Here is a 21,969-nt window from a genome sequence, read left to right as displayed (position 1 = left end):
CCTGCTGTGATTAACCAACTCTCTTCCCTGCTTAAAGCCGCCAACATTTCTCTGTCCGATCAGCAAAAGCAACAGCTGGTGGGCTACGTTGAAATGCTGCACAAGTGGAACAAAGCCTATAACCTGACTTCAGTGCGTGAGCCTGAACAGATGCTGGTGCGCCATATTCTCGATAGCATCGTGGTTGAGCCGCATTTGCAGGGCAGTCGGTTTATTGATGTCGGAACCGGGCCTGGGCTGCCTGGCGTGCCGCTGGCTATCGTGCGTCCTGACGCTCATTTTACCCTGCTGGATAGTCTGGGTAAGCGTGTACGTTTCCTTCGTCAGGTACAGCATGAACTGAAGCTGGAGAACATTGAGCCGGTACAGAGTCGGGTGGAAGAGTTCCCTTCCGAGCCGCCTTTTGATGGCGTGATCAGCCGCGCATTTGCTTCACTCAATGATATGTTGAGCTGGTGTCATCATCTGCCGGGCAAAAACGGCGCATTTTATGCGCTGAAAGGCGTGCTGCCGGCCGATGAAATTGCGGCCCTGCCAGACGGTTTTAGCGTGAAAGAGACCATTCGTCTCAGCGTTCCGCAGCTGGAAGGTGAGCGTCACCTGGTGATTATCAAGGCAAATTAACCCTTTTCATAGTCAGGACATTGCATTGTGCCTTGTTGCACATAATGCGCATGCTGTACAAGAAATCGCCGGTTATGCGTTTTAGGCAGCACGTTTTTGTCAATGATGATGTTTTGTTCAGGTTAAATCGTCAGGCGGAAATTATCGGACACGATTAGTAACATTTAACGTTAATGTCACATTCCATTATCATGCTTATCACTTTTACCGGGTTGTTAAAGTGATTCAATAGTCACGGATGAAAATATATCTTCATTATAAGTTGGCGTGAGTAATGTAATTATTGCCATTAAAAGTTTGCTGACGATGTCAATATAGACTTTTAATTGATGTTAATTGTCATTTTCACATTAATTTTTAGTATGTGTATGTTTTTTAATGGTTTTATTTTTCACTTTTCTACGAAATCAGTAAAGGTTCAGTATGATATTTCGCCATTACATTACTGATTTGTGATCTGAAGCACGCTTTATGAGCAAGCTATCGCGCTTATTACGGTAAATTTACTTCGGTTTACCGTTCTTTGCGCTTTTGAAAAATAGCCCCTCAGAAAGAAATTTAAATAATTGTTCACCTTTTCTCTACTTATCGATTGAAATCGCAGGTGCGCCCCGTATAATTTGCTCGTTTTTTGCTGCTTGACTCAAATGAGTAAAGGCAGTTTTATACGGCACGGGACATACCCCGAACGGGGCAGGAGAGTTAAGCGTCATGTCAGTGTCTCTTTACAGTGTGAAATTTGCCCGAACCGTGCTGCTTATTCAGCTGGTGACTTTTGTCGTAATCGGATTGCTGTTTACTCTGAAAGATATCACGTGGGGCGCATCTGCTATCGCCGGTGGACTGGCAGCCTGGCTGCCTAACGTGTTTTTTATGATTTTAGCCTGGCGCCTTCAGGCGCAATCACCCGCGAAAGGCCGTGTTGCCTGGAGCTTCGTCATCGGCGAAGTGTTGAAGGTGTTTGCCACGATTATTCTCATTATCGTGGCGCTGGGTGTGTTCGGCGCGGTATTTATGCCGCTCGGGCTGACGTGGTTATCGGTGCTGGTTGTGCAGATACTGGCACCGGCTGTAATTAACAACAAAGGGTAAGAGGCATCATGGCTGCAGGAGAAATCTCTACTCCGCAAGATTACATAGGTCACCACCTGAATAACCTTCAGCTGGACCTGCGTACTTTCGAGTTAGTGAACCCGCACGACGCGCCCGCGTCTTTCTGGGTATTAAATATCGATTCCATGTTTTTCTCCGTGGTGCTGGGCCTGCTGTTCCTGGTACTGTTCCGTAAAGTGGCGAAAGCAGCCACCAGCGGCGTTCCGGGGAAATTCCAGACGGCTATTGAACTGGTGGTAGGTTTTGTCGACGGTAACGTTCGCGACATGTACCACGGTAAAAGCAAGCTTATCGCTCCGCTGGCCCTGACGATTTTCGTCTGGGTGTTCCTGATGAACTTCATGGATCTGCTGCCTATCGACCTGCTGCCGTACATCGGTGAGCATGTGTTCGGTCTGCCAGCACTGCGCGTTGTCCCTACAGCTGACGTTAACGTCACCCTGTCGATGGCACTGGGCGTATTTATTTTGATTCTGTTCTACAGCATCAAGATGAAAGGCATCGGCGGCTTTACAAAAGAGCTGACCCTGCAACCCTTTAATCACCCGATCTTCATCCCTATCAACCTGATTCTTGAAGGTGTGAGCCTGCTGTCCAAACCGGTTTCTCTTGGTCTGCGACTGTTCGGCAACATGTATGCGGGTGAATTGATTTTTATCCTGATTGCCGGTCTGCTGCCGTGGTGGTCACAGTGGGTTCTGAGTGTGCCTTGGGCCATTTTCCACATCCTGATCATTTCGCTGCAGGCTTTCATTTTCATGGTCTTAACGATTGTCTATCTGTCGATGGCATCTGAAGAACATTGATTTTTTCTCAACACTACTGCGTTATAACTGAAACAAACTGGAGACTGTCATGGAAAACCTGAATATGGATCTGCTGTACATGGCTGCCGCTGTGATGATGGGCCTGGCGGCAATCGGTGCTGCGATCGGTATCGGCATCCTCGGAGGTAAATTCCTGGAAGGCGCTGCGCGTCAACCGGATCTGATTCCTCTGCTGCGTACGCAGTTCTTTGTTGTCATGGGTCTGGTGGATGCAATCCCGATGATCGCTGTTGGTCTGGGTCTGTACGTGATGTTTGCTGTCGCGTAGTAACAGATTGTTCATCGGCAACACGGTAAATGTTGAGCGATGAACGGATTCTGCAGGTTGTCTATGATGACGGCAGATAAAGTTAACTTAACAAGAGGCATTGTGCTGTGAACCTTAACGCAACAATCCTCGGCCAGGCTATCGCGTTCGTCCTGTTTGTCCTGTTCTGCATGAAGTACGTATGGCCGCCGATTATGGCTGCCATCGAAAAGCGCCAGAAAGAAATTGCTGAAGGCCTTGCTTCCGCTGAACGTGCCAAAAAAGATTTGGATCTCGCGCAGGCTAATGCGACCGACCAGCTGAAAAAAGCGAAAGAAGAAGCTCAGGTAATCATTGAACAGGCTAATAAGCGCCGTTCACAGATCCTGGACGAAGCTAAAGCTGAGGCTGAGCAGGAACGTAGCAAGATCGTGAACCAAGCGCAGGCAGAAATTGATGCTGAGCGTAAACGTGCACGTGAAGAGTTGCGTAAGCAAGTCGCGATGCTGGCTGTTGCCGGCGCCGAGAAGATCATTGAACGTTCCGTGGATGAAGCTGCTAACAGCGACATCGTAGATAAACTGGTCGCTGAACTGTAAGGAGGGAGGGGCTGATGTCTGAATTTGTAACTGTAGCTCGCCCCTACGCCAAAGCAGCTTTTGACTTTGCTGTTGAGCATCAAAGTGTCGATCGCTGGCAGCAGATGCTGGCGTTTGCCGCTGAAGTGGCAAGCAATGAACAGATGACAGAACTTCTCTCCGGCGCATTGGCGCCGGAAGCTACGTCTGCATCTTTCAATGCAATCTGTGGTGATCAACTCGATGACGCAGGCCAGAACCTGATTAAGGTGATGGCAGAAAACGGACGTTTACAAGCGCTCCCGGATGTTCTGGCTCAGTATATTCAACTGCGTGCCGCATATGATGCGACCGCTGAAGTTGAAGTCATCTCCGCCAGCACTCTGAGTGACGAACAGCTGAGTAAAATCAGCACCGCGATGGAAAAACGTCTGTCACGCAAAGTTAAGCTGAAATGCAAAATTGATAAGTCTGTAATGGCAGGCGTTATCATCCGCTCGGGTGATATGGTGATTGATGGCAGCGTACGCGGCCGTCTTGAGCGTCTGGCAGACGTCTTGCAGTCTTAAGGGGACTGGAGCATATGCAACTGAATTCCACCGAAATCAGCGAACTGATCAAGCAGCGCATTGCTCAGTTCAATGTCGTGAGTGAAGCTCACAACGAAGGTACTATTGTTTCTGTAAGTGACGGTATCATCCGCGTACACGGCCTGGCCGATGTGATGCAGGGTGAGATGATTGCCCTGCCGGGTAACCGTTACGCTATCGCACTGAACCTCGAGCGCGACTCGGTAGGTGCAGTAGTTATGGGCCCATACTCTGACCTCGCCGAAGGCATGAAGGTTAAGTGTACTGGCCGTATTCTGGAAGTTCCTGTCGGTCGTGGCCTGCTGGGCCGCGTGGTGAACACCCTGGGTGCGCCAATCGATGGCAAAGGCGCCATTGATAACGACGGCTTCTCGCCAATCGAAGTGATTGCACCAGGCGTTATCGAGCGCCAGGGTGTTGACCAGCCTGTACAGACTGGTTACAAATCCGTCGATGCAATGATTCCAATCGGCCGTGGCCAGCGTGAGCTGATCATCGGTGACCGTCAGACCGGTAAAACCGCGATGGCGATCGATGCGATCATCAACCAGCGTGATTCCGGTATTAAATGCGTGTACGTGGCTATCGGCCAGAAAGCGTCCACCATTTCTAACGTGGTTCGTAAGCTGGAAGAACACAACGCGCTGGCTAACACCATCGTTGTGGTTGCTACCGCATCAGAATCTGCTGCACTGCAGTACCTGGCACCGTATGCCGGTTGTGCAATGGGCGAATATTTCCGTGACCGCGGTGAAGATGCGCTGATCGTATACGATGACCTGTCTAAACAGGCTGTTGCTTACCGTCAGGTTTCCCTGCTGCTGCGTCGTCCACCGGGTCGTGAAGCATTCCCTGGTGACGTGTTCTACCTCCACTCCCGTCTGCTGGAGCGTGCATCACGCGTTAACGCTGAGTACGTTGAAGCATTCACCAAAGGTGAAGTGAAAGGTAAAACCGGTTCTCTGACTGCTCTGCCAATCATTGAAACCCAGGCGGGTGACGTTTCTGCGTTCGTTCCAACCAACGTAATCTCGATTACCGATGGTCAGATCTTCCTGGAAACTAACCTGTTTAACTCCGGTATTCGTCCGGCAGTTAACCCGGGTATCTCGGTATCGCGTGTTGGTGGTGCTGCTCAGACCAAGATCATCAAGAAACTGTCCGGTGGTATCCGTACCGCTCTGGCACAGTATCGTGAACTGGCGGCGTTCTCTCAGTTCGCTTCCGATCTGGATGAAGCAACCCGTAAACAGCTGAGCCATGGTCAGAAAGTGACCGAGCTGCTGAAGCAGAAACAGTATGCACCAATGTCTGTTGCACAGCAGGGTCTGGTACTGTTCGCTGCTGAGCGTGGCTTCCTGAATGACGTCGAACTGGCGAAAATCGGTAGCTTCGAAGCAGCGCTGCTGGCTTACGCGGATCGCGATCACGTCGAGCTGATGGCTGAAATCAACCAGTCGGGTAACTATAACAACGAAATCGAAGAGAAGCTGAAAGGCCTCCTCGAAACGTTCAAAGCAACCCAGTCCTGGTAACGTCTGGCGGCTTGTCCTTTTAGGGCAGGCCGCAAGGCTTTGAGGAGAAGCTTATGGCCGGCGCAAAAGAGATACGTAGTAAGATCGGAAGCGTCCAGAATACGCAAAAGATCACCAAAGCGATGGAAATGGTCGCCGCCTCCAAAATGCGTAAATCGCAGGAACGCATGGCAGCCAGCCGTCCTTATGCAGAGACTATGCGCACAGTGATTGGTCACATTGCGCTTGGTAATCTGGAGTACAAGCACCCTTACCTCGAGGAGCGCGACGTTAAGCGCGTCGGCTACCTGGTCGTTTCTACCGACCGCGGGCTTTGTGGTGGTTTGAACATTAACCTGTTCAAAAAATTGCTGGCTGATATGAAAGCCTGGTCTGATAAAGGCGTCGAGAGCGATCTGGCGATTATCGGTTCCAAAGGTCTGTCATTCTTCAGCTCTGTAGGGACTAAAGTGGTTGCTCAGGTCAGCGGTATGGGAGATAAACCTTCCGTATCTGAACTGATTGGCCCGGTAAAAGTCATGCTGCAGGCTTACGATGAAGGCCGCTTAGATAAGCTGTTTATCGTCAGCAACAAATTTGTCAACACCATGTCTCAGTCTCCTCAGATCACTCAGCTGCTGCCATTACCACCGGCAGAAGACGAAGAAGATCTGAAGAAAAAGACCTGGGATTACCTGTATGAGCCGGATCCGAAAGGGCTGCTGGATACTTTACTGCGTCGCTATGTAGAGTCTCAGGTTTACCAGGGTGTTGTAGAAAACCTGGCCAGCGAGCAGGCCGCGCGTATGGTGGCGATGAAAGCTGCAACCGATAACGGCGGTAACCTGATCAAAGAGCTGCAGTTGGTATACAACAAAGCTCGTCAGGCCAGCATCACCCAGGAACTTACCGAGATTGTCTCGGGGGCCTCCGCGGTTTAACCAGGTATACCCAAGTAGCTGAAGTGGCAGCAGAGCTATAAAATTGATGAAAGTCAGCGAGTTACGCCGCTGTCACTTAAGTGAAGCTGGGTATAAACGAATTAGGTAGAGGATTCAAGATGGCTACTGGAAAGATTGTCCAGGTTATCGGCGCCGTGGTGGACGTCGAGTTCCCTCAGGACGCAGTACCACAAGTGTACAGCGCCCTTGAGGTTCAAAATGGTGATGCTCGTCTGGTGCTGGAAGTTCAGCAGCAGCTGGGTGGTGGCGTGGTTCGTACCATCGCCATGGGTTCCTCAGACGGCCTGAAGCGCGGTCTGGCAACGGTTGACCTTGAGCACCCAATCGAAGTACCAGTAGGTACTGCAACACTCGGCCGTATCATGAACGTGCTGGGTGAGCCGATCGATATGAAAGGCGACATCGGTGAAGAAGAGCGTTGGGCTATTCACCGTCCGGCTCCTTCCTACGAAGAGCTGTCCAGCTCTCAGGAACTGCTGGAAACCGGTATCAAAGTAATCGACCTGATGTGTCCGTTCGCTAAGGGCGGTAAAGTCGGTCTGTTCGGTGGTGCGGGTGTTGGTAAAACCGTAAACATGATGGAGCTGATCCGTAACATCGCGATCGAGCACTCAGGTTTCTCGGTATTTGCTGGTGTGGGCGAGCGTACCCGTGAAGGTAACGACTTCTACCACGAAATGACCGATTCCAACGTTATCGATAAAGTTTCCCTGGTGTATGGCCAGATGAACGAGCCGCCGGGTAACCGTCTGCGCGTTGCACTGACCGGCCTGACCATGGCTGAGAAATTCCGTGACGAAGGTCGTGACGTTCTGCTGTTCGTCGACAACATCTATCGTTACACCCTGGCCGGTACAGAAGTATCTGCACTGCTGGGTCGTATGCCATCTGCAGTAGGTTACCAGCCGACTCTGGCAGAAGAGATGGGCGTGCTTCAGGAGCGTATTACCTCCACGAAGACCGGTTCCATCACTTCCGTTCAGGCGGTTTACGTTCCTGCGGATGACTTGACTGACCCATCTCCAGCCACCACCTTTGCGCACCTTGACGCAACCGTGGTACTGAGCCGTCAGATCGCTTCTCTGGGTATCTACCCGGCAGTTGACCCGCTGGACTCCACCAGCCGTCAGCTGGATCCGCTGGTTGTTGGTCAGGAACACTACGACACCGCACGTGGCGTACAGTCCCTGCTGCAGCGTTATCAGGAACTGAAAGACATCATCGCCATCCTCGGTATGGATGAGCTGTCAGAAGACGACAAACTGGTGGTAGCACGCTCTCGTAAGATGCAGCGCTTCCTGTCCCAGCCGTTCTTCGTGGCAGAAGTCTTCACCGGTTCTCCAGGTAAGTATGTGTCGCTGAAAGACACCATCCGTGGCTTTAAAGGCATCATGGAAGGTGAATTCGACCATCTGCCAGAGCAGGCTTTCTACATGGTGGGTTCCATCGAAGAAGCCGTGGAAAAAGCGAAGAAACTGTAATAACAGTTTCCCAGGAGGTTAGATATGGCTATGACTTATCATCTGGATGTGGTCAGCGCAGAGGAAAAAATGTTCTCTGGTCTGGTACAAAAAATCCAGGTGTCAGGTAGCGAAGGTGAACTGGGTATTTTCCCGGGACACGCCCCGCTGCTCACCGCCATTAAGCCTGGTATGATTCGTATCGTTAAACAGAACGGCGAAGAAGAGGTGATTTACCTCTCCGGCGGCGTACTGGAAGTGCAGCCAGGCTCGACTACCGTGCTGGCTGACACGGCGATTCGCGGAACAGATCTCGACGAAGCGCGAGCGCTGGAAGCGAAACGCAAAGCGGAAGAGCATATGAACAGCTCTCACGGCGATGTCGACTACGCTCAGGCATCGGCTGAACTGGCCAAAGCGATCGCCAAACTGCGCGTTATCGAATTGACCAAGAAAGCGATGTAACCCAGGCTTTATGTCTTAAGATGCCAGTCAGTTTTCTGACTGGCATTTTTTTTATCTGCTTCCGGCGACTTAGCGGGTTACTTTCAGTTAGCCAGCTAATTTCGTTGCGAGAAAAATGTAGTAATCTAATCCCTAAACCGCTTTACTTTCGTCTATCAAAAGAATGCTCAGGATGTGTATGTCAAACAGTGCGATGAGCGTGGTTATTCTTGCTGCTGGCAAGGGAACACGCATGTATTCAGATCTTCCTAAAGTCCTGCATACGCTGGCAGGGAAACCGATGGTTCAACACGTCATTGATGCTGCAAAACATCTTGGCGCACGCAACGTAAACCTGGTTTATGGCCATGGTGGCGATCTGCTTAAATCCACGCTGTCAGATGATGCACTGACCTGGGTACTTCAGGCTGAACAGCTGGGCACCGGCCATGCGATGCAGCAGGCAGCGCCGCACTTTGCTGATGATGAAGATATTCTGATGCTGTATGGCGATGTACCGCTAATCTCGGTTGAAACGCTGGAGCGTTTGCGCAGTGCCAAACCGCAGGGCGGCATTGGTTTACTGACGGTAAAACTGGATAACCCAACCGGCTATGGTCGCATTATGCGTACCAATGGCGCGGTAGTGGGGATTGTCGAGCAGAAGGATGCCACCGCTGAGCAGCTGGCGATCAACGAAATCAACACCGGCATTCTGATTGCCAACGGTGGTGATATGAAACGCTGGTTAGGCAAGCTGACTAACAACAATGCGCAGGGTGAGTACTACATCACCGATATTATCGCCCTCGCCCATCAGGAAGGCCGTAAGATTGAAGCGGTACATCCGGCGCGTATCAGCGAAACCGAAGGCGTGAATAATCGTCTGCAGCTCTCTACTCTTGAGCGGGTGTATCAGGCCGAACAGGCAGAAAAATTGCTGCTGGCCGGCGTTATGTTGCTGGATCCGGCGCGCTTTGATTTACGCGGTAATCTGCAACACGGTCGTGATGTGATCGTTGATACCAATGTGATCATTGAAGGTCAGGTGCAGCTGGGTAATCGCGTCAAAATCGGTGCGGGCTGCATCATTAAAAACAGCGTGATTGGTGATGATTGTGAAATCAGTCCCTACAGCGTTGTGGAAGATGCCGAACTGGCTGCTGCCTGCACCATCGGGCCATTTGCCCGTTTGCGTCCGGGTAGTGAACTGGCAGAAGGTGCTCACGTCGGTAATTTCGTTGAGATGAAAAAAGCGCGGCTGGGCAAAGGCTCAAAAGCCGGCCATCTGAGCTATCTTGGCGACGCTGAAATTGGTGCCGGCGTTAATATCGGTGCCGGAACTATTACCTGTAACTACGACGGTGCGAATAAGTTTAAAACCGTGATTGGCGATAACGTATTTGTTGGCTCTGATACCCAACTGGTGGCACCGGTAACGGTAGCCAGTGGCGCAACTATCGCGGCAGGTACGACGGTAATGAAAGACATTACCGCCGCCGAACTGGTTTATAACCGCAAAGAACAGAATCATAAAGCCGGCTGGCAACGCCCGGTTAAGAAAAAATAGCGTCATATTTATCGGGGCGGTGCTGTCACCGTCCGTAACACCGCAGTACCAAAATATAAAACTCCCCACTCTACAAGGCTCGGGGAATCCGCAGGTTCGATGCGCAAGCACGTAAATCTGCGGAAAATCAGGTCACAAGACAACGCAGATGGCGCTGAAACGCCATCCAGTCAGGAAATTAACTATGTGTGGAATTGTTGGCGCAGTAGCGCAACGTGATATCGCAGAAATTCTTCTCGAAGGTCTGCGTCGCCTGGAATACCGTGGATATGACTCTGCGGGCCTGGCAGTCGTCGATCAGCATGGCCATGTAACGCGTTTGCGTCGCCTGGGTAAAGTACAAAAGCTGGCCGAGGCCGCTGAGGAAACGCAGCTGGTGGGCGGTACGGGTATCGCTCATACCCGTTGGGCAACGCACGGTGAACCTTCCGAGGCCAATGCGCACCCGCATATTTCAGAACATATCATCATTGTTCACAACGGCATTATTGAGAACCATGAGCCACTGCGCGCTTTATTGATTGAGCGTGGCTACCGCTTTGCGTCAGAAACCGACACCGAAGTGGTGGCGCATCTGGTGCACTGGGAGCAAAAACAGGGTGGCACACTGCGTGATGTGGTGCTGCGAGTGATTCCACAGCTGCGTGGCGCTTATGGCATGGTCATCATGGACAGCCGCGATCCGTCGCTGGTGATTGCCGCTCGCTCCGGAAGCCCACTGGTTATTGGCCGTGGCGTCGGTGAAAACTTTATTGCTTCTGACCAGCTGGCACTGCTGCCGGTCACTCGTCGCTTTATCTACCTCGAAGAAGGTGATATTGCCGAAGTGACGCGCCGTGATGTGACGATTGTCGATCGCAACGGTGAAACCGTGCAGCGTCAGGAAATTGAATCCAAAGTGCAGTATGACGCCGGTGATAAAGGCATCTACCGTCACTATATGCAGAAAGAGATTTATGAACAGCCAATGGCGATCAAAAACACCTTAGCCGGTCGTTTCAGCCATGGCGAAGTTGATCTCTCCGAACTGGGTGACAATGCCAATACGCTGTTAAGCCAGGTTGAGCACATCCAGATCGTGGCCTGCGGCACCTCGTATAACTCCGGAATGGTGTCACGTTACTGGTTCGAAGCGCTGGCTAACGTGCCCTGTGATGTGGAAATTGCCTCAGAGTTCCGCTACCGCAAATCAGCAGTACGTAAAAACAGCCTGCTGATTACGCTGTCGCAATCGGGTGAAACCGCTGACACGCTGGCGGCACTGCGTCTGTCAAAAGAGTTGGGTTACCTCGGTTCACTGGCCATCTGTAACGTCGCTGGCTCTTCGCTGGTGCGTGAGTCTGACCTCGCATTGATGACCAAAGCCGGTACCGAAATTGGCGTCGCTTCTACCAAGGCTTTTACCACTCAGCTGACGGTATTACTGATGCTGGTGGCGAAGTTAGGTCGTCTGAAAGGTGTCGATGCGCAGATTGAACACGATATCGTGCATGGTTTGCAGGCATTGCCAAGCCGCATCGAGCAGATGCTGTCTCAGGATAAGCTGATCGAATCGCTGGCTGAAGATTTCTCCGATAAGCATCACGCACTGTTCCTTGGCCGTGGCGACCAGTATCCGATCGCGATGGAGGGCGCGCTGAAGCTGAAAGAGATCTCCTATATTCATGCTGAAGCCTATGCGGCGGGTGAACTGAAGCACGGTCCGCTGGCATTGATCGATGCGGATATGCCGGTCATCGTGGTGGCACCTAATAACGAGCTGCTGGAAAAACTGAAGTCGAACATTGAAGAAGTGCGTGCGCGTGGTGGTTTACTCTACGTGTTTGCCGACCAGGATGCCGGTTTCAGCGACAGCGAAGGGATGAGGATTATTCCTCTGCCACATGTAGAAGATGTGATTGCCCCGATCTTCTACACCGTACCGTTGCAGCTGTTGTCTTATCATGTCGCGTTGATTAAAGGGACTGACGTCGATCAGCCACGTAATCTGGCGAAATCGGTTACCGTCGAGTAACTGAAGCAGCAGACAAAAAAACGCCGGTCACAGACCGGCGTTTTTTATTGGCTGGCGACAGTAACTGAACAAGGATCAGTCAACCGGAAGCCATAAAGAGTGCACCTCAGCCGGGCTCCAGTGAGCCATTGAAGGGTGGGCCTGGCGGCAGCGATATTTTTTACCTTCGTAGATCACGGTATCGTCGGCTTTATAATCTATGCCGGTTTCCCATTCCTTAACTGAAGGGTCCGGGTGATTCTCTTTATCTTTTACCGTTACGGCTACGCGGTTTGAATGGGTTACACCATTTTTAGATGTCACCGTCAGTTCATAAATCGCAGTACCTTTGGTGTTCTCAGGAATCAGGGCGTGAACGACGGGTTTATTCAGCGTCGATACCCACTGACTCCCTTCCTGCTCCTGCAACCAGAACGTCCCCTGACCCCCGACAACTTTCCAGCTGTAACTTTCAGCATTCTGACTGTTGGAGCCATCCATAATATAGGCCGCTGCAGCACCAGATGGGCTTACCACCTCAAAGTTGGCTGGCACGATAGCGATCGGGGCGTTCACCGGCGCTTCTACCGACAGTACTGCCGAGTTGCTCTTATGATTGAGGAAGATGCTGTTACCGCGCAGTTGCTGCTCGTTAAATACAATATTACCCGACTGACTCTGCTGACCAATCAGCACCAGATTAGAGTGATTGCGGTTAATATCCGTCGCCAGCTCGCTAATCCATTTATCACCCAAATTGTCAGCGGTAATTGTTTTACGGATTTGAACCAGCTCGATACCACGCGCGCCGCCAATCACACGGAACATCACCGTGCTGCCGATCACTGGAGTCTGATGATCGGCGAAATTGGCGTATTTATACCAGTCTGTGGGTGCCGGATCTTCAATGGGGTCCGGATCGGGTACTGGTACGGGAGGGATAATATCGCTGCCGCGCGCGGTGATATTGACGTCGCTACAGTTATAGAAACCTTCGGTTTCAAAAGTCCCTTGCTGTCCGATACGTTGCCAGCGGCTAAAAATTACCGCCCGACCGGTACGACCTTCAGGGATGATGACATTGAAGTCCTCATAGGCTCTGAGGTTAACCAGTTTACCGGCCGCAATTGGCGACGGATTATGGGAATTATCAATTTTACCAATTAGTTGCAGATCGCCCCAGCTAATCGCTTTTTTTGTCGGGTCGAAGCCTTCTTTAGTAATCCAGAATTCAGTAAATGAATAATCGTGTGGTGCGGTAAAGCCATAACGCATTTTTACTTTGCCCATGGCATCGGGCTTAACTAATGACACTTTCCATTTGTCACTGGCCATATTAAAGCCGGTGCCTTTATGTTTGCCACTACAAATTAAATTGCCGGGAATATTTGCCATCGCATCTTCTGCATCGCGATTACCTTCAAGATTGTCACTGAAGGATTGCCAGTCACCAAAAGTACCTCCCCCACTTTTCGCATCGGCTTCAGAGCAAATGCCGCTATTTTGTGTGCCTTCCAGTATGCAGGCTGCCTGACGAGAAGGAGGATCGATTAATGAACCATGGCCAAAAGCCAGAGAAGTGACTGAAAGCCCCGCACCGCCAACCAGGATGGCTAATAATTTTCTGCTAAACATAATATTAGAATAACCCAAAAGGTATAAAAGATGGCGGCATTATTTATTGAGTGGATATTGAAATAAACGAGAAAAATCCCGGAGAGTTACAGACTTGACTGTTTTCGATGATGATATAGACGTGGTTTAAGTTCTGAGTTGATGATTTATATTATAAAATCTGCGTGCTGTCATTGTGTGGGTTATTTTCAATAGTAATCAAAAAAGAGGTCTGATTATAGAGTTTTTCAAAAAATCGCTTACTTATTTTTACGCAGTGTTTAACCTGCTTTCTGATTTGTCTGTATTGTTGGCTCCATTTACAAAACAATGCCGATCGCTGATCGGCATTGTTTATTCTGTCATATATAAGAATAAGACTTATTTAACGGTCCAAATCTGTGGCGATTGATCCGGCTGGTTGCCAACGGTCCACTGTTTAGCGGTATAGCTTTTACCTTTCCAGGTCACGCTATTGCCGCTGACATAGGTCATTGATGCACTCCATTCAACAGTCTGGCCAGGATCAGCCAGTTTCCAGGCATCGCCGTTACCCGGCTGAGACTGAGTCCAGTAACCCGCAATATACTTAACCCCATTCCGGGTAACTTTATCGCCAGCGACATAGGTTTTGCCCTGTTGCCACTGAGGATAATCATCAGAGCCGCCATCGTCCTGATTCTTAACGGTGATGTTAACGCGATTGGAATGAGTTGCACCGCTCTTAGATTTTACCGTCAGTTCATAAATCGCCGTGCCACTGCTTTTGGCTGGAATCAGTGCGCGGACCACCGGTTTAGAGCTTTGTGATAGCCATGCACCACCTTCCTGCTCCTGCAACCGGAAAACATCCTGGCCGTTCACCACTTTCCAGCTGTAAGACTCTGCGTTCAGGCTGTTGGAGCCATCCATCGTGAAGCCTAAAGAGTAATCAGGGTTGCTGACCACTGTAAAGTTGGCGGGTACGACTGCCGTAGGAGTGTTAGCCGGCGCTGTCACCGACAGCACTGCGGAATTATCGGTGTTGTTCAGATAGATGCCGTTACCGCGCGGCTGTTGCAGATTAAAGGTGATATTACCTGACTGGCTCTGTTGGCCAATTAGCACCAAATTAGAATAATCGCGGTTGATTTCAGCCGCCAGTTCGCTAATCCATTTATCGCCAACATTGTCGGCGGTAATGGCTTTGCGGATCTGAACCAGCTCGCTGCCGCGGGTGCCGCCCATAACACGGAACTCAACGGAACTGCCGACGATCGGGGTATGCTTATCGGCAAAATTAGCGTATTTAAACCAGTCTGCGGGGGCCGGATCTTCAATCGGATCGGGAACCGGTGCCGGAGGGATAATATCGCCACCACGTTCGGTGATCATCACGTCGCTGCAGCCATAAAAGCCTTCATTTCCTGCATCATTACGCTGCCAGCGGGAGAAAATTACCGCGCGGCCGGTACGGTCGGCAGGAATTTCAAGGTTAAAATCTTCGTATCGGGTATAGGCTGGTGTTTTGCCTGAGGTCGGTGAGGTGTTTTCAGAGGCGGTAAAGGTACCCAGCAGTTCTACATCATCCCAGCCAATAACCTTTTTCGTAGGGTCTACGCCTTTCCTGGTAATATAAAACTCGGTAAAGGATTTAACATGGGGTTGGGTATAGCCATAGCGCACTTTCACTTTTCCGGTGGCATCCGGCTTAAGCAACGCCGTTTTCCATTTGTCACTGGCCATATTAAAGCCAGAGCCCCGGGTTGTACCGCTACAAATCCTGTTACCTGGAATGGCTTTTTTTGCTTCAGCAGCGCTGTGGTTGCCGCCAACAAATCCGGTTAACTCTTGCCATGTATAAAAAGAGTGTCCGCCATCATTACTATTCTTACTGGCCTCTGCGCAAATTCCGGTGTTTTGTGCACCTTGCTGAATACATGAAACATGGCGAGCGGGTGGATCGACCAACGCGCCATGACCAAAGGCCAGTGAGGATACAGAAAGCCCGGAACCGCTAATCAAAATGGCTAATATTTTCTTTCTACTCATCATAATTTTTAAGTCATCCATAACATTATACAGAAGAGTGGATATTCTTAATGTCATCAATGTCAGAATAAATGGGAAATTTCTTGGGCAGTTACAGAGTTCTCTTTTTTAAAATCAGGTTTAAGCGCTATTTAAGATTTGTGGTGATGGCTTTTATTATAGCGATGTGATATCTGTCGGTAGGTATATGTTACTTCCTGATAATTAAAAATAATTATTTAGCATAAAGTGGTTAACATAAATGTCATATTCATTATCTAAACTCGTCTGTTCGGGAATTAATCGTATCAAAGCCTGATTAAGGCATTGTTTTCGCTTCTGCGCTCTCTGTCATAAAACTGTCATAATTCGTACATTTTAGTGTCACCAAACTGTCCTATTTTCCCTCCTGCAGCTATACATAATCTTATTAAAACGGCGTTAAGCCTGACTTTTACTCCCCCGGAGGGAATATGACACTGATGCATAGCACCTTAGCTCGAATTGTCGCAGCAACCGTTTCTCTGAGTGCAGCTTCCGCCATGGCAGCAGCAAGCCTGACTGGCGCGGGTGCGACCTTCCCGGCACCGGTGTATGCCAAGTGGGCAGATACCTATCAGAAAGAAACCGGTAATAAAATCAACTATCAAGGTATCGGCTCATCGGGTGGTGTAAAACAGATTATTGCTAAAACCGTTGATTTTGGTGCCTCTGATGCCCCGCTGTCTGACGAAAAATTAAATGCTGATGGCCTGTTCCAGTTTCCGACGGTGATCGGCGGCGTGGTTATGGCTGTTAATATTCCGGGTCTGAAAGCTGGCGAGCTGGTGCTGGACGGCGCAACTCTCGGTGATATCTATCTCGGTAAAATTAAAAAGTGGAACGATGCCGCCATCGTTAAGCTGAACCCGGATGTCAAACTGCCTGACACCAATATTGCGGTTGTTCGCCGCGCTGATGGTTCCGGTACCTCATTTGTATTCACCAGCTATCTGGCTAAAGTTAACGAAGAGTGGAAATCGAAAGTTGGTGCGGGTTCAACCGTAAACTGGCCTACCGGTCTGGGTGGTAAAGGTAACGACGGCATTGCCGCCTTTGTTCAGCGTCTGCCTGGCTCGATTGGTTATGTTGAGTACGCTTATGCCAAGCAGAACAACCTGGCCTACACCAAACTGATTAGCGCCGACGGTAAGCCAGTCAGCCCGACCGAAGAAAGTTTCAGCAATGCGGCAAAAGGCGCAGACTGGAGCAAAACTTTCGCTCAGGATCTGACTAACCAGAAAGGTGATGATGCATGGCCAATCTCTTCAACGACCTTCATTCTGCTGCACAAATCTCAGGCTAAGCCTGCACAGGCAGTTGAAGTGCTGAAGTTCTTTGACTGGGCATACAAAGATGGCGGAAAAGAAGCCAGCGCGCTGGATTATGCGCCACTGCCAACCGAAGTTACCGATCAGATTCGTGCCGCCTGGAAGACCAACATTAAAGACAGTTCTGGTAAAGCGCTGTACTAACAAGATGTAACCGGGGCGGATAAATTTATTCCGCTCTTTACTTCGGGCGGCAGTGCTGTCGCCCCTGAAATTTTAAAACGTCGAGAATTCTATGGCTGCTACCAAGCCGACATTCAAAGCCCCCGGCAAACAGGGCGATATCCTCTTCAGTGCGCTGGTAAAACTGGCTGCGCTGATAGTGTTATTGATGCTGGGCGGCATTATTGTCTCATTGATTATCGCCTCATGGCCAAGCATTGAAAAATTCGGCTTCGCCTTCCTGTGGACAAAAGAGTGGGATGCGCCAAACGAGAAATTTGGTGCGCTGGTGCCGATTTATGGCACGCTGGTCACTTCGTTTATTGCCTTGTTGATTGCCGTACCTGTCAGCTTTGGCATCGCACTGTTCCTCACCGAGCTGGCTCCTGGCTGGCTGCGTCGCCCCCTCGGCGTGGCGATTGAGTTGCTGGCGGCGATCCCCAGCATCGTTTACGGCATGTGGGGCCTGTTTATCTTTGCTCCGCTGTTTGCTGAATATTTCCAGACGCCAGTAGGCAATGTGCTCTCGGGTGTACCGATCGTCGGCGCACTGTTTGAAGGGCCGGCCTTTGGTATCGGTATTCTTGCCGCCGGTGTGATCCTCGCCATCATGATTATTCCGTATATTGCCTCGGTAATGCGTGATGTGTTTGAGCAGACGCCGGTGATGATGAAAGAGTCTGCTTACGGTATTGGCTGCACCACCTGGGAAGTTATCTGGCGCATTGTGTTGCCCTTCACCAAAAACGGCGTGATTGGCGGCGTGATGCTCGGGCTTGGACGTGCGCTGGGTGAAACCATGGCGGTCACCTTTATTATCGGTAACACCTACCAGCTCGACAGTGTTTCGCTGTTTGCACCGGGTAACAGTATTACCTCGGCGCTGGCCAACGAATTTGCTGAAGCTGAGTCCGGCCTGCATACCGCAGCACTGATGGAGCTGGGACTGATTCTGTTTGTGATTACCTTTATCGTACTGGCCTGTTCCAAACTGATGGTTATGCGTTTGGCGAAAAGTGAAGGAGCGCGCTCATGACCACTCTTGAAATGCAGTCGCGCGCCGAACTGGACGCTTCCCGTCGCAAGATGCAGGCGTGGCGGCGGATGAAAAACCGCATTGCGCTGACGCTATCCTTGCTGACCATGGCTTTCGGCCTGTTCTGGCTGGTGTGGATTCTGTTTTCCACCGTGACCCGCGGTATTGATGGCATGTCGCTGGCGCTGTTTACTGAAATGACGCCACCACCGAACACCCCGGGCGGCGGTCTGGCTAACGCCCTCGCCGGCAGTGGCTTATTAATCCTGTGGGCGACGGTGTTTGGTACGCCGTTAGGAATCATGGCGGGTATCTATCTGGCTGAGTATGGCCGTAAATCGTGGCTGGCCGAAGTGATTCGCTTTATTAACGACATCCTGCTTTCAGCGCCGTCGATTGTGGTCGGTCTGTTTGTTTACACCATTGTCGTCGCCCAGATGCAGCACTTCTCCGGCTGGGCTGGTGTGCTGGCGCTGGCGCTGTTGCAGGTGCCAATTGTTATCCGCACCACCGAAAACATGCTGAAGCTGGTGCCGGACAGCCTGCGTGAAGCGGCCTATGCCCTCGGTACGCCAAAATGGAAAATGATTTCTGCTATTACGCTGAAAGCGTCAGTCTCCGGCATTATTACCGGTGTACTGCTGGCGATTGCGCGTATTGCCGGTGAAACCGCGCCGCTGCTGTTTACCTCATTGTCGAACCAGTTCTGGAGTACCGACATGATGCAGCCAATCGCTAACCTGCCGGTCACCATCTTTAAGTTCGCCATGAGTCCGTTTGCTGAGTGGCAAAGTCTGGCCTGGGCGGGCGTGCTGATTATTACGCTTTGTGTGCTGTTACTGAACATTCTGGCACGTGTCATCTTCGCTAAGAGCAAACATTAATTGAACAGCACGGCTTCGGCGGTGCTGAATAAGAGAGAAAGAGAATGAGTATGGTCAATAACACTCCCGGGAAAATGCAGGTTCGCGATCTGAATTTCTACTACGGGAAATTCCATGCCCTGAAGAATATCAATCTGGATATCGCTAAAAACCAGGTAACGGCATTTATCGGACCCTCAGGCTGCGGTAAATCCACCCTGCTGCGTACCTTTAATAAGATGTACTCGCTCTATCCTGAGCAGCGCGCCGAAGGCGAAATCCTGTTAGATGGCGAGAATATTTTGACCGCTAATCAGGATATCGCCCTGCTGCGTGCTCGTGTTGGCATGGTGTTTCAGAAGCCGACGCCGTTTCCGATGTCTATTTACGACAACATCGCTTTTGGTGTGCGCCTGTTTGAAAAACTGTCGCGTGCCGACATGGATGAACGCGTACAATGGGCGCTGACGAAAGCGGCCCTGTGGAATGAAACCAAAGATAAACTGCATCAGAGTGGCTACAGCCTCTCTGGTGGTCAGCAGCAGCGTCTGTGCATCGCGCGTGGCATCGCCATTCGTCCGGAAGTGCTGCTGCTTGATGAGCCTTGCTCGGCACTCGACCCGATTTCAACCGGACGTATCGAAGAGCTGATCACTGAGCTGAAGCAGGATTACACCGTGGTGATCGTAACGCACAATATGCAGCAGGCGGCACGCTGCTCCGATCACACCGCGTTTATGTATCTCGGCGAGCTGATCGAATTCAGTGATACCGATACGCTGTTTACGAAGCCGCATCAGAAACAGACTGAAGACTATATTACCGGGCGTTACGGCTGATTTGACTGGAGACAACATGGATAACTTAAATCTGAACAAACATATCTCCGGCCAGTTCAATGCCGAGCTGGAGCATATTCGCACTCAGGTGATGATCATGGGTGGCATGGTTGAGAAACAGCTCACCGATGCCATTACCGCGATGCACAACCAGGATGGCGAACTGGCGAAACAGGTGATTGAGGGCGATCACAAGGTCAATATGATGGAAGTGGAGATTGATGAAGCCTGCGTGCGCATCATCGCCAAACGTCAGCCGACCGCAATAGATTTACGCCTGGTGATGGCCATCATCAAGACCATCTCTGAGCTGGAGCGTATTGGCGACGTAGCGGAAAAAATCAGCCGCACCGCGCTGGAGAAATTCGGCCAGCAGCATATGCCGCTGCTGGTGAGCCTGGAGTCACTGGGTCATCATACCGTGCAAATGCTGCATGACGTGCTGGATGCCTTCGCACGTATGGATCTGAACGCGGCTATTCAGATCTATCGCGAAGACAAGAAGGTCGATCAGGAGTACGAAGGCATCGTACGCCAGCTGATGACCTATATGATGGAAGATCCCCGCACGATTCCAAGCGTACTGACGGCGTTGTTCTGCGCCCGCGCCATCGAGCGTATTGGCGACCGCTGCCAGAATATTTGCGAAATTATCTTCTATTTCGTTAAAGGTCAGGACTTCCGTCATGTTGGCGGCGATCGGCTTGATCAGCTGCTGGCTGGCGAAGACGGCGGCAGTAACCCTGCATAATTGGCCCTACCGGTCCGGGCGGCTTCTCGCCGCCCGTGCTGATAATTTGCATCCTGCCTGTTGAAACACCGCGGCCGAAAACGGCTCTTCCCCGGTGTTTCAGATTCTTTCGTGCGATATACTCGCCGCATAATTTCCCTTTCTGGTTGTGAAAGATGTCGACAAATCCTCAGGCGAAGCGCAGCGCCACACCTGGCAAAGCGATGCTCGCTGCCGTAAGTGGCTATGCCATGGACGGTTTTGATCTGCTTATCCTCGGCTTTATGCTACCTGCTATCAGCTTTTCTCTGGCGCTCAGCCCGTCCCAGGCGGGCTCGCTGGTCACCTGGACCTTAATCGGTGCGGTGATAGGTGGCATTATTTTTGGTCATCTCAGCGATCGTTTTGGCCGCATTCGCGTGCTTACCTTCACGATTCTGATGTTCTCGCTGTTTACCGGCCTGTGTGCGATAGCACAGGGTTACTGGGATCTGTTGATCTACCGAACGTTGGCGGGTGTCGGTCTTGGCGGTGAATTTGGTATTGGTATGGCATTGATTGCTGAGGCCTGGCCAGCAAATAAGCGCAACCGCGCGTCGGCATGGGTTGGAATGGGGTGGCAGCTTGGCGTATTGCTGGCGGCGTTTATTACTCCTCTGCTGCTGAATATTATTGGCTGGCGCGGCATGTTTCTTGTTGGCCTGCTCCCTGCGTTATTGTCGTTTGTCATTCGTCGCGGTATGGGCGAGCCCGAGGCCTTTACGCGCCAGGTTGATAACACCCCTTCGCTGTCATTTATCACGCGGCTTAAGTTGCTGTTCAGGGACGCGCAAACTACCAAAGCCAGCCTCGGCATTCTGATTCTCTGCTCGGTACAAAACTTCGGTTATTACGGCCTGATGATCTGGATGCCAAGCTATCTCTCTTCCAACTTTGGTTTTTCACTGACCAAATCCGGCTTATGGACCGCCGTTACCGTCGTGGGGATGACGTTTGGTATCTGGCTGTTTGGCGTATTGGCCGATCGCTTTGCCCGCTGGAAAATTTTCCTGATTTACCAGTTTGGTGCGGTGATTATGGTGGTGGTATATGCCCAGCTGCGCGATCCGATGGTTATGCTGTTCACCGGTGCGATTATGGGAATGTTCGTTAACGGTATGATTGGCGGCTACGGCGCGCTGATTTCCGACACTTATCCGGTCCAGGCACGCGCCACGGCGCAAAATGTGTTATTTAATCTTGGCCGCGGCGTCGGCGGTTTTGGACCGCTGGTGATTGGCTTGCTGGTCTCTCAGTGGTCATTTGTTGCAGCGATAACGCTGTTAGCGCTGATCTATCTGCTGGATATTATCGCCACGCTGTTTTTGATACCGAAGCGTCAGGGTAATGATGATGCGTTAGGGGCGATTGGTTAATTTTCTGT

General features: G+C 51.0%; 20 protein-coding genes. 18 read left to right on the top strand and 2 right to left on the bottom strand.

Annotation, left to right across the window (positions count from 1 at the left end):
- Window positions 1-6 precede the first annotated feature (6 nt).
- From rsmG to glmS, 12 genes are all read left to right on the top strand, one after another.
- Complete coding sequence (rsmG, locus tag ACP3TC_RS21845; RefSeq protein WP_313854662.1) at window positions 7-624, top strand: 16S rRNA (guanine(527)-N(7))-methyltransferase RsmG; 618 nt, start codon at window positions 7-9, stop codon at window positions 622-624.
- A gap of 711 nt (window positions 625-1,335) precedes the next feature.
- Entirely contained in the window at window positions 1,336-1,716 is a 381-nt protein-coding gene (gene atpI, locus ACP3TC_RS21840) for a F0F1 ATP synthase subunit I (protein WP_313854663.1), read from the top strand.
- Window positions 1,717-1,724: 8 nt separating this feature from the next.
- A complete protein-coding gene (gene atpB / locus ACP3TC_RS21835) occupies window positions 1,725-2,543 on the top strand; it encodes a F0F1 ATP synthase subunit A (protein WP_313854664.1) in 819 nt (272 codons plus the stop codon).
- Window positions 2,544-2,592: 49 nt separating this feature from the next.
- Window positions 2,593-2,832 (top strand): F0F1 ATP synthase subunit C, encoded by a 240-nt coding sequence (gene atpE / locus ACP3TC_RS21830; RefSeq protein ID WP_003849523.1) that lies wholly within the window; start codon window positions 2,593-2,595, stop codon window positions 2,830-2,832.
- Between the two features lie 107 nt (window positions 2,833-2,939).
- Window positions 2,940-3,410, top strand: a complete 471-nt coding sequence (gene atpF, locus ACP3TC_RS21825) for a F0F1 ATP synthase subunit B (RefSeq protein WP_313854665.1) — start codon at window positions 2,940-2,942, stop codon at window positions 3,408-3,410.
- Between the two features lie 14 nt (window positions 3,411-3,424).
- Window positions 3,425-3,958 (top strand): F0F1 ATP synthase subunit delta, encoded by a 534-nt coding sequence (gene atpH, locus ACP3TC_RS21820; protein ID WP_313854666.1) that lies wholly within the window; start codon window positions 3,425-3,427, stop codon window positions 3,956-3,958.
- A 14-nt stretch (window positions 3,959-3,972) separates the two neighbouring features.
- Window positions 3,973-5,514 (top strand): F0F1 ATP synthase subunit alpha, encoded by a 1,542-nt coding sequence (gene atpA, locus ACP3TC_RS21815; RefSeq protein WP_313854667.1) that lies wholly within the window; start codon window positions 3,973-3,975, stop codon window positions 5,512-5,514.
- A 53-nt stretch (window positions 5,515-5,567) separates the two neighbouring features.
- Complete coding sequence (atpG, locus tag ACP3TC_RS21810; protein WP_313854669.1) at window positions 5,568-6,434, top strand: F0F1 ATP synthase subunit gamma; 867 nt, start codon at window positions 5,568-5,570, stop codon at window positions 6,432-6,434.
- Window positions 6,435-6,553: 119 nt separating this feature from the next.
- A complete protein-coding gene (gene atpD, locus ACP3TC_RS21805) occupies window positions 6,554-7,936 on the top strand; it encodes a F0F1 ATP synthase subunit beta (protein WP_313854670.1) in 1,383 nt (460 codons plus the stop codon).
- A gap of 24 nt (window positions 7,937-7,960) precedes the next feature.
- The gene (locus ACP3TC_RS21800) at window positions 7,961-8,380 is read left to right on the top strand and encodes a F0F1 ATP synthase subunit epsilon (protein WP_313854671.1); all 420 of its coding nucleotides are present in this window, start codon (window positions 7,961-7,963) and stop codon (window positions 8,378-8,380) included.
- A gap of 178 nt (window positions 8,381-8,558) precedes the next feature.
- Entirely contained in the window at window positions 8,559-9,929 is a 1,371-nt protein-coding gene (gene glmU, locus ACP3TC_RS21795) for a bifunctional UDP-N-acetylglucosamine diphosphorylase/glucosamine-1-phosphate N-acetyltransferase GlmU (RefSeq protein WP_426817249.1), read from the top strand.
- Window positions 9,930-10,113: 184 nt separating this feature from the next.
- Window positions 10,114-11,943 (top strand): glutamine--fructose-6-phosphate transaminase (isomerizing), encoded by a 1,830-nt coding sequence (gene glmS / locus ACP3TC_RS21790; RefSeq protein ID WP_313854674.1) that lies wholly within the window; start codon window positions 10,114-10,116, stop codon window positions 11,941-11,943.
- A 75-nt stretch (window positions 11,944-12,018) separates the two neighbouring features.
- Here the strand turns inward: glmS and ACP3TC_RS21785 are convergent, their stop codons facing one another.
- The gene (locus ACP3TC_RS21785; RefSeq protein ID WP_426817248.1) at window positions 12,019-13,557 is read right to left on the bottom strand and encodes a lytic polysaccharide monooxygenase; all 1,539 of its coding nucleotides are present in this window, start codon (window positions 13,555-13,557) and stop codon (window positions 12,019-12,021) included.
- A 360-nt stretch (window positions 13,558-13,917) separates the two neighbouring features.
- The gene (locus ACP3TC_RS21780; RefSeq protein WP_426817247.1) at window positions 13,918-15,570 is read right to left on the bottom strand and encodes a lytic polysaccharide monooxygenase; all 1,653 of its coding nucleotides are present in this window, start codon (window positions 15,568-15,570) and stop codon (window positions 13,918-13,920) included.
- 449 nt (window positions 15,571-16,019) lie between these two features.
- Between ACP3TC_RS21780 and pstS the strand changes: the two genes are divergently transcribed.
- From pstS to ACP3TC_RS21750, 6 genes are all read left to right on the top strand, one after another.
- A complete protein-coding gene (gene pstS, locus ACP3TC_RS21775; RefSeq protein ID WP_313854678.1) occupies window positions 16,020-17,060 on the top strand; it encodes a phosphate ABC transporter substrate-binding protein PstS in 1,041 nt (346 codons plus the stop codon).
- Between the two features lie 91 nt (window positions 17,061-17,151).
- Window positions 17,152-18,114: a phosphate ABC transporter permease PstC gene (gene pstC / locus ACP3TC_RS21770; protein WP_313854679.1), complete on the top strand. Its 963-nt coding sequence runs from the start codon at window positions 17,152-17,154 to the stop codon at window positions 18,112-18,114.
- The gene (gene pstA, locus ACP3TC_RS21765; protein WP_313854680.1) at window positions 18,111-18,998 is read left to right on the top strand and encodes a phosphate ABC transporter permease PstA; all 888 of its coding nucleotides are present in this window, start codon (window positions 18,111-18,113) and stop codon (window positions 18,996-18,998) included. Before pstC ends, pstA begins: the two co-directional genes overlap by 4 nt.
- 44 nt (window positions 18,999-19,042) lie before the next feature.
- Window positions 19,043-19,816, top strand: coding sequence for a phosphate ABC transporter ATP-binding protein PstB (pstB, locus tag ACP3TC_RS21760; protein WP_313854682.1), 774 nt, complete (start codon window positions 19,043-19,045; stop codon window positions 19,814-19,816).
- A 16-nt stretch (window positions 19,817-19,832) separates the two neighbouring features.
- Entirely contained in the window at window positions 19,833-20,567 is a 735-nt protein-coding gene (phoU, locus tag ACP3TC_RS21755; RefSeq protein ID WP_313854683.1) for a phosphate signaling complex protein PhoU, read from the top strand.
- Between the two features lie 155 nt (window positions 20,568-20,722).
- Window positions 20,723-21,961, top strand: a complete 1,239-nt coding sequence (locus ACP3TC_RS21750; RefSeq protein WP_313854684.1) for an MFS transporter — start codon at window positions 20,723-20,725, stop codon at window positions 21,959-21,961.
- Window positions 21,962-21,969: the final 8 nt, after the last annotated feature.

The organism is Winslowiella sp. 2C04 (genome assembly GCF_050037805.1).
Lineage (GTDB): Bacteria > Pseudomonadota > Gammaproteobacteria > Enterobacterales > Enterobacteriaceae > Erwinia > Erwinia toletana_A.
This window is presented reverse-complemented; position numbering and strand designations above follow the sequence as displayed.

Coding starts and splice junctions, on each gene's coding strand:
- atpG (WP_313854669.1), top strand. CDS start 5,568: ATGGCCGGCGCAAAAGAGATACGTAGTAAGATCGGAAGCGTCCAGAAT.
- ACP3TC_RS21785 (WP_426817248.1), bottom strand. CDS start 13,557: ATGTTTAGCAGAAAATTATTAGCCATCCTGGTTGGCGGTGCGGGGCTT.
- atpI (WP_313854663.1), top strand. CDS start 1,336: ATGTCAGTGTCTCTTTACAGTGTGAAATTTGCCCGAACCGTGCTGCTT.
- pstS (WP_313854678.1), top strand. CDS start 16,020: ATGACACTGATGCATAGCACCTTAGCTCGAATTGTCGCAGCAACCGTT.
- atpB (WP_313854664.1), top strand. CDS start 1,725: ATGGCTGCAGGAGAAATCTCTACTCCGCAAGATTACATAGGTCACCAC.
- atpA (WP_313854667.1), top strand. CDS start 3,973: ATGCAACTGAATTCCACCGAAATCAGCGAACTGATCAAGCAGCGCATT.
- glmU (WP_426817249.1), top strand. CDS start 8,559: ATGTCAAACAGTGCGATGAGCGTGGTTATTCTTGCTGCTGGCAAGGGA.
- ACP3TC_RS21800 (WP_313854671.1), top strand. CDS start 7,961: ATGGCTATGACTTATCATCTGGATGTGGTCAGCGCAGAGGAAAAAATG.
- ACP3TC_RS21750 (WP_313854684.1), top strand. CDS start 20,723: ATGTCGACAAATCCTCAGGCGAAGCGCAGCGCCACACCTGGCAAAGCG.
- phoU (WP_313854683.1), top strand. CDS start 19,833: ATGGATAACTTAAATCTGAACAAACATATCTCCGGCCAGTTCAATGCC.
- atpH (WP_313854666.1), top strand. CDS start 3,425: ATGTCTGAATTTGTAACTGTAGCTCGCCCCTACGCCAAAGCAGCTTTT.
- pstB (WP_313854682.1), top strand. CDS start 19,043: ATGAGTATGGTCAATAACACTCCCGGGAAAATGCAGGTTCGCGATCTG.
- pstA (WP_313854680.1), top strand. CDS start 18,111: ATGACCACTCTTGAAATGCAGTCGCGCGCCGAACTGGACGCTTCCCGT.
- pstC (WP_313854679.1), top strand. CDS start 17,152: ATGGCTGCTACCAAGCCGACATTCAAAGCCCCCGGCAAACAGGGCGAT.
- glmS (WP_313854674.1), top strand. CDS start 10,114: ATGTGTGGAATTGTTGGCGCAGTAGCGCAACGTGATATCGCAGAAATT.
- atpE (WP_003849523.1), top strand. CDS start 2,593: ATGGAAAACCTGAATATGGATCTGCTGTACATGGCTGCCGCTGTGATG.
- ACP3TC_RS21780 (WP_426817247.1), bottom strand. CDS start 15,570: ATGATGAGTAGAAAGAAAATATTAGCCATTTTGATTAGCGGTTCCGGG.
- atpD (WP_313854670.1), top strand. CDS start 6,554: ATGGCTACTGGAAAGATTGTCCAGGTTATCGGCGCCGTGGTGGACGTC.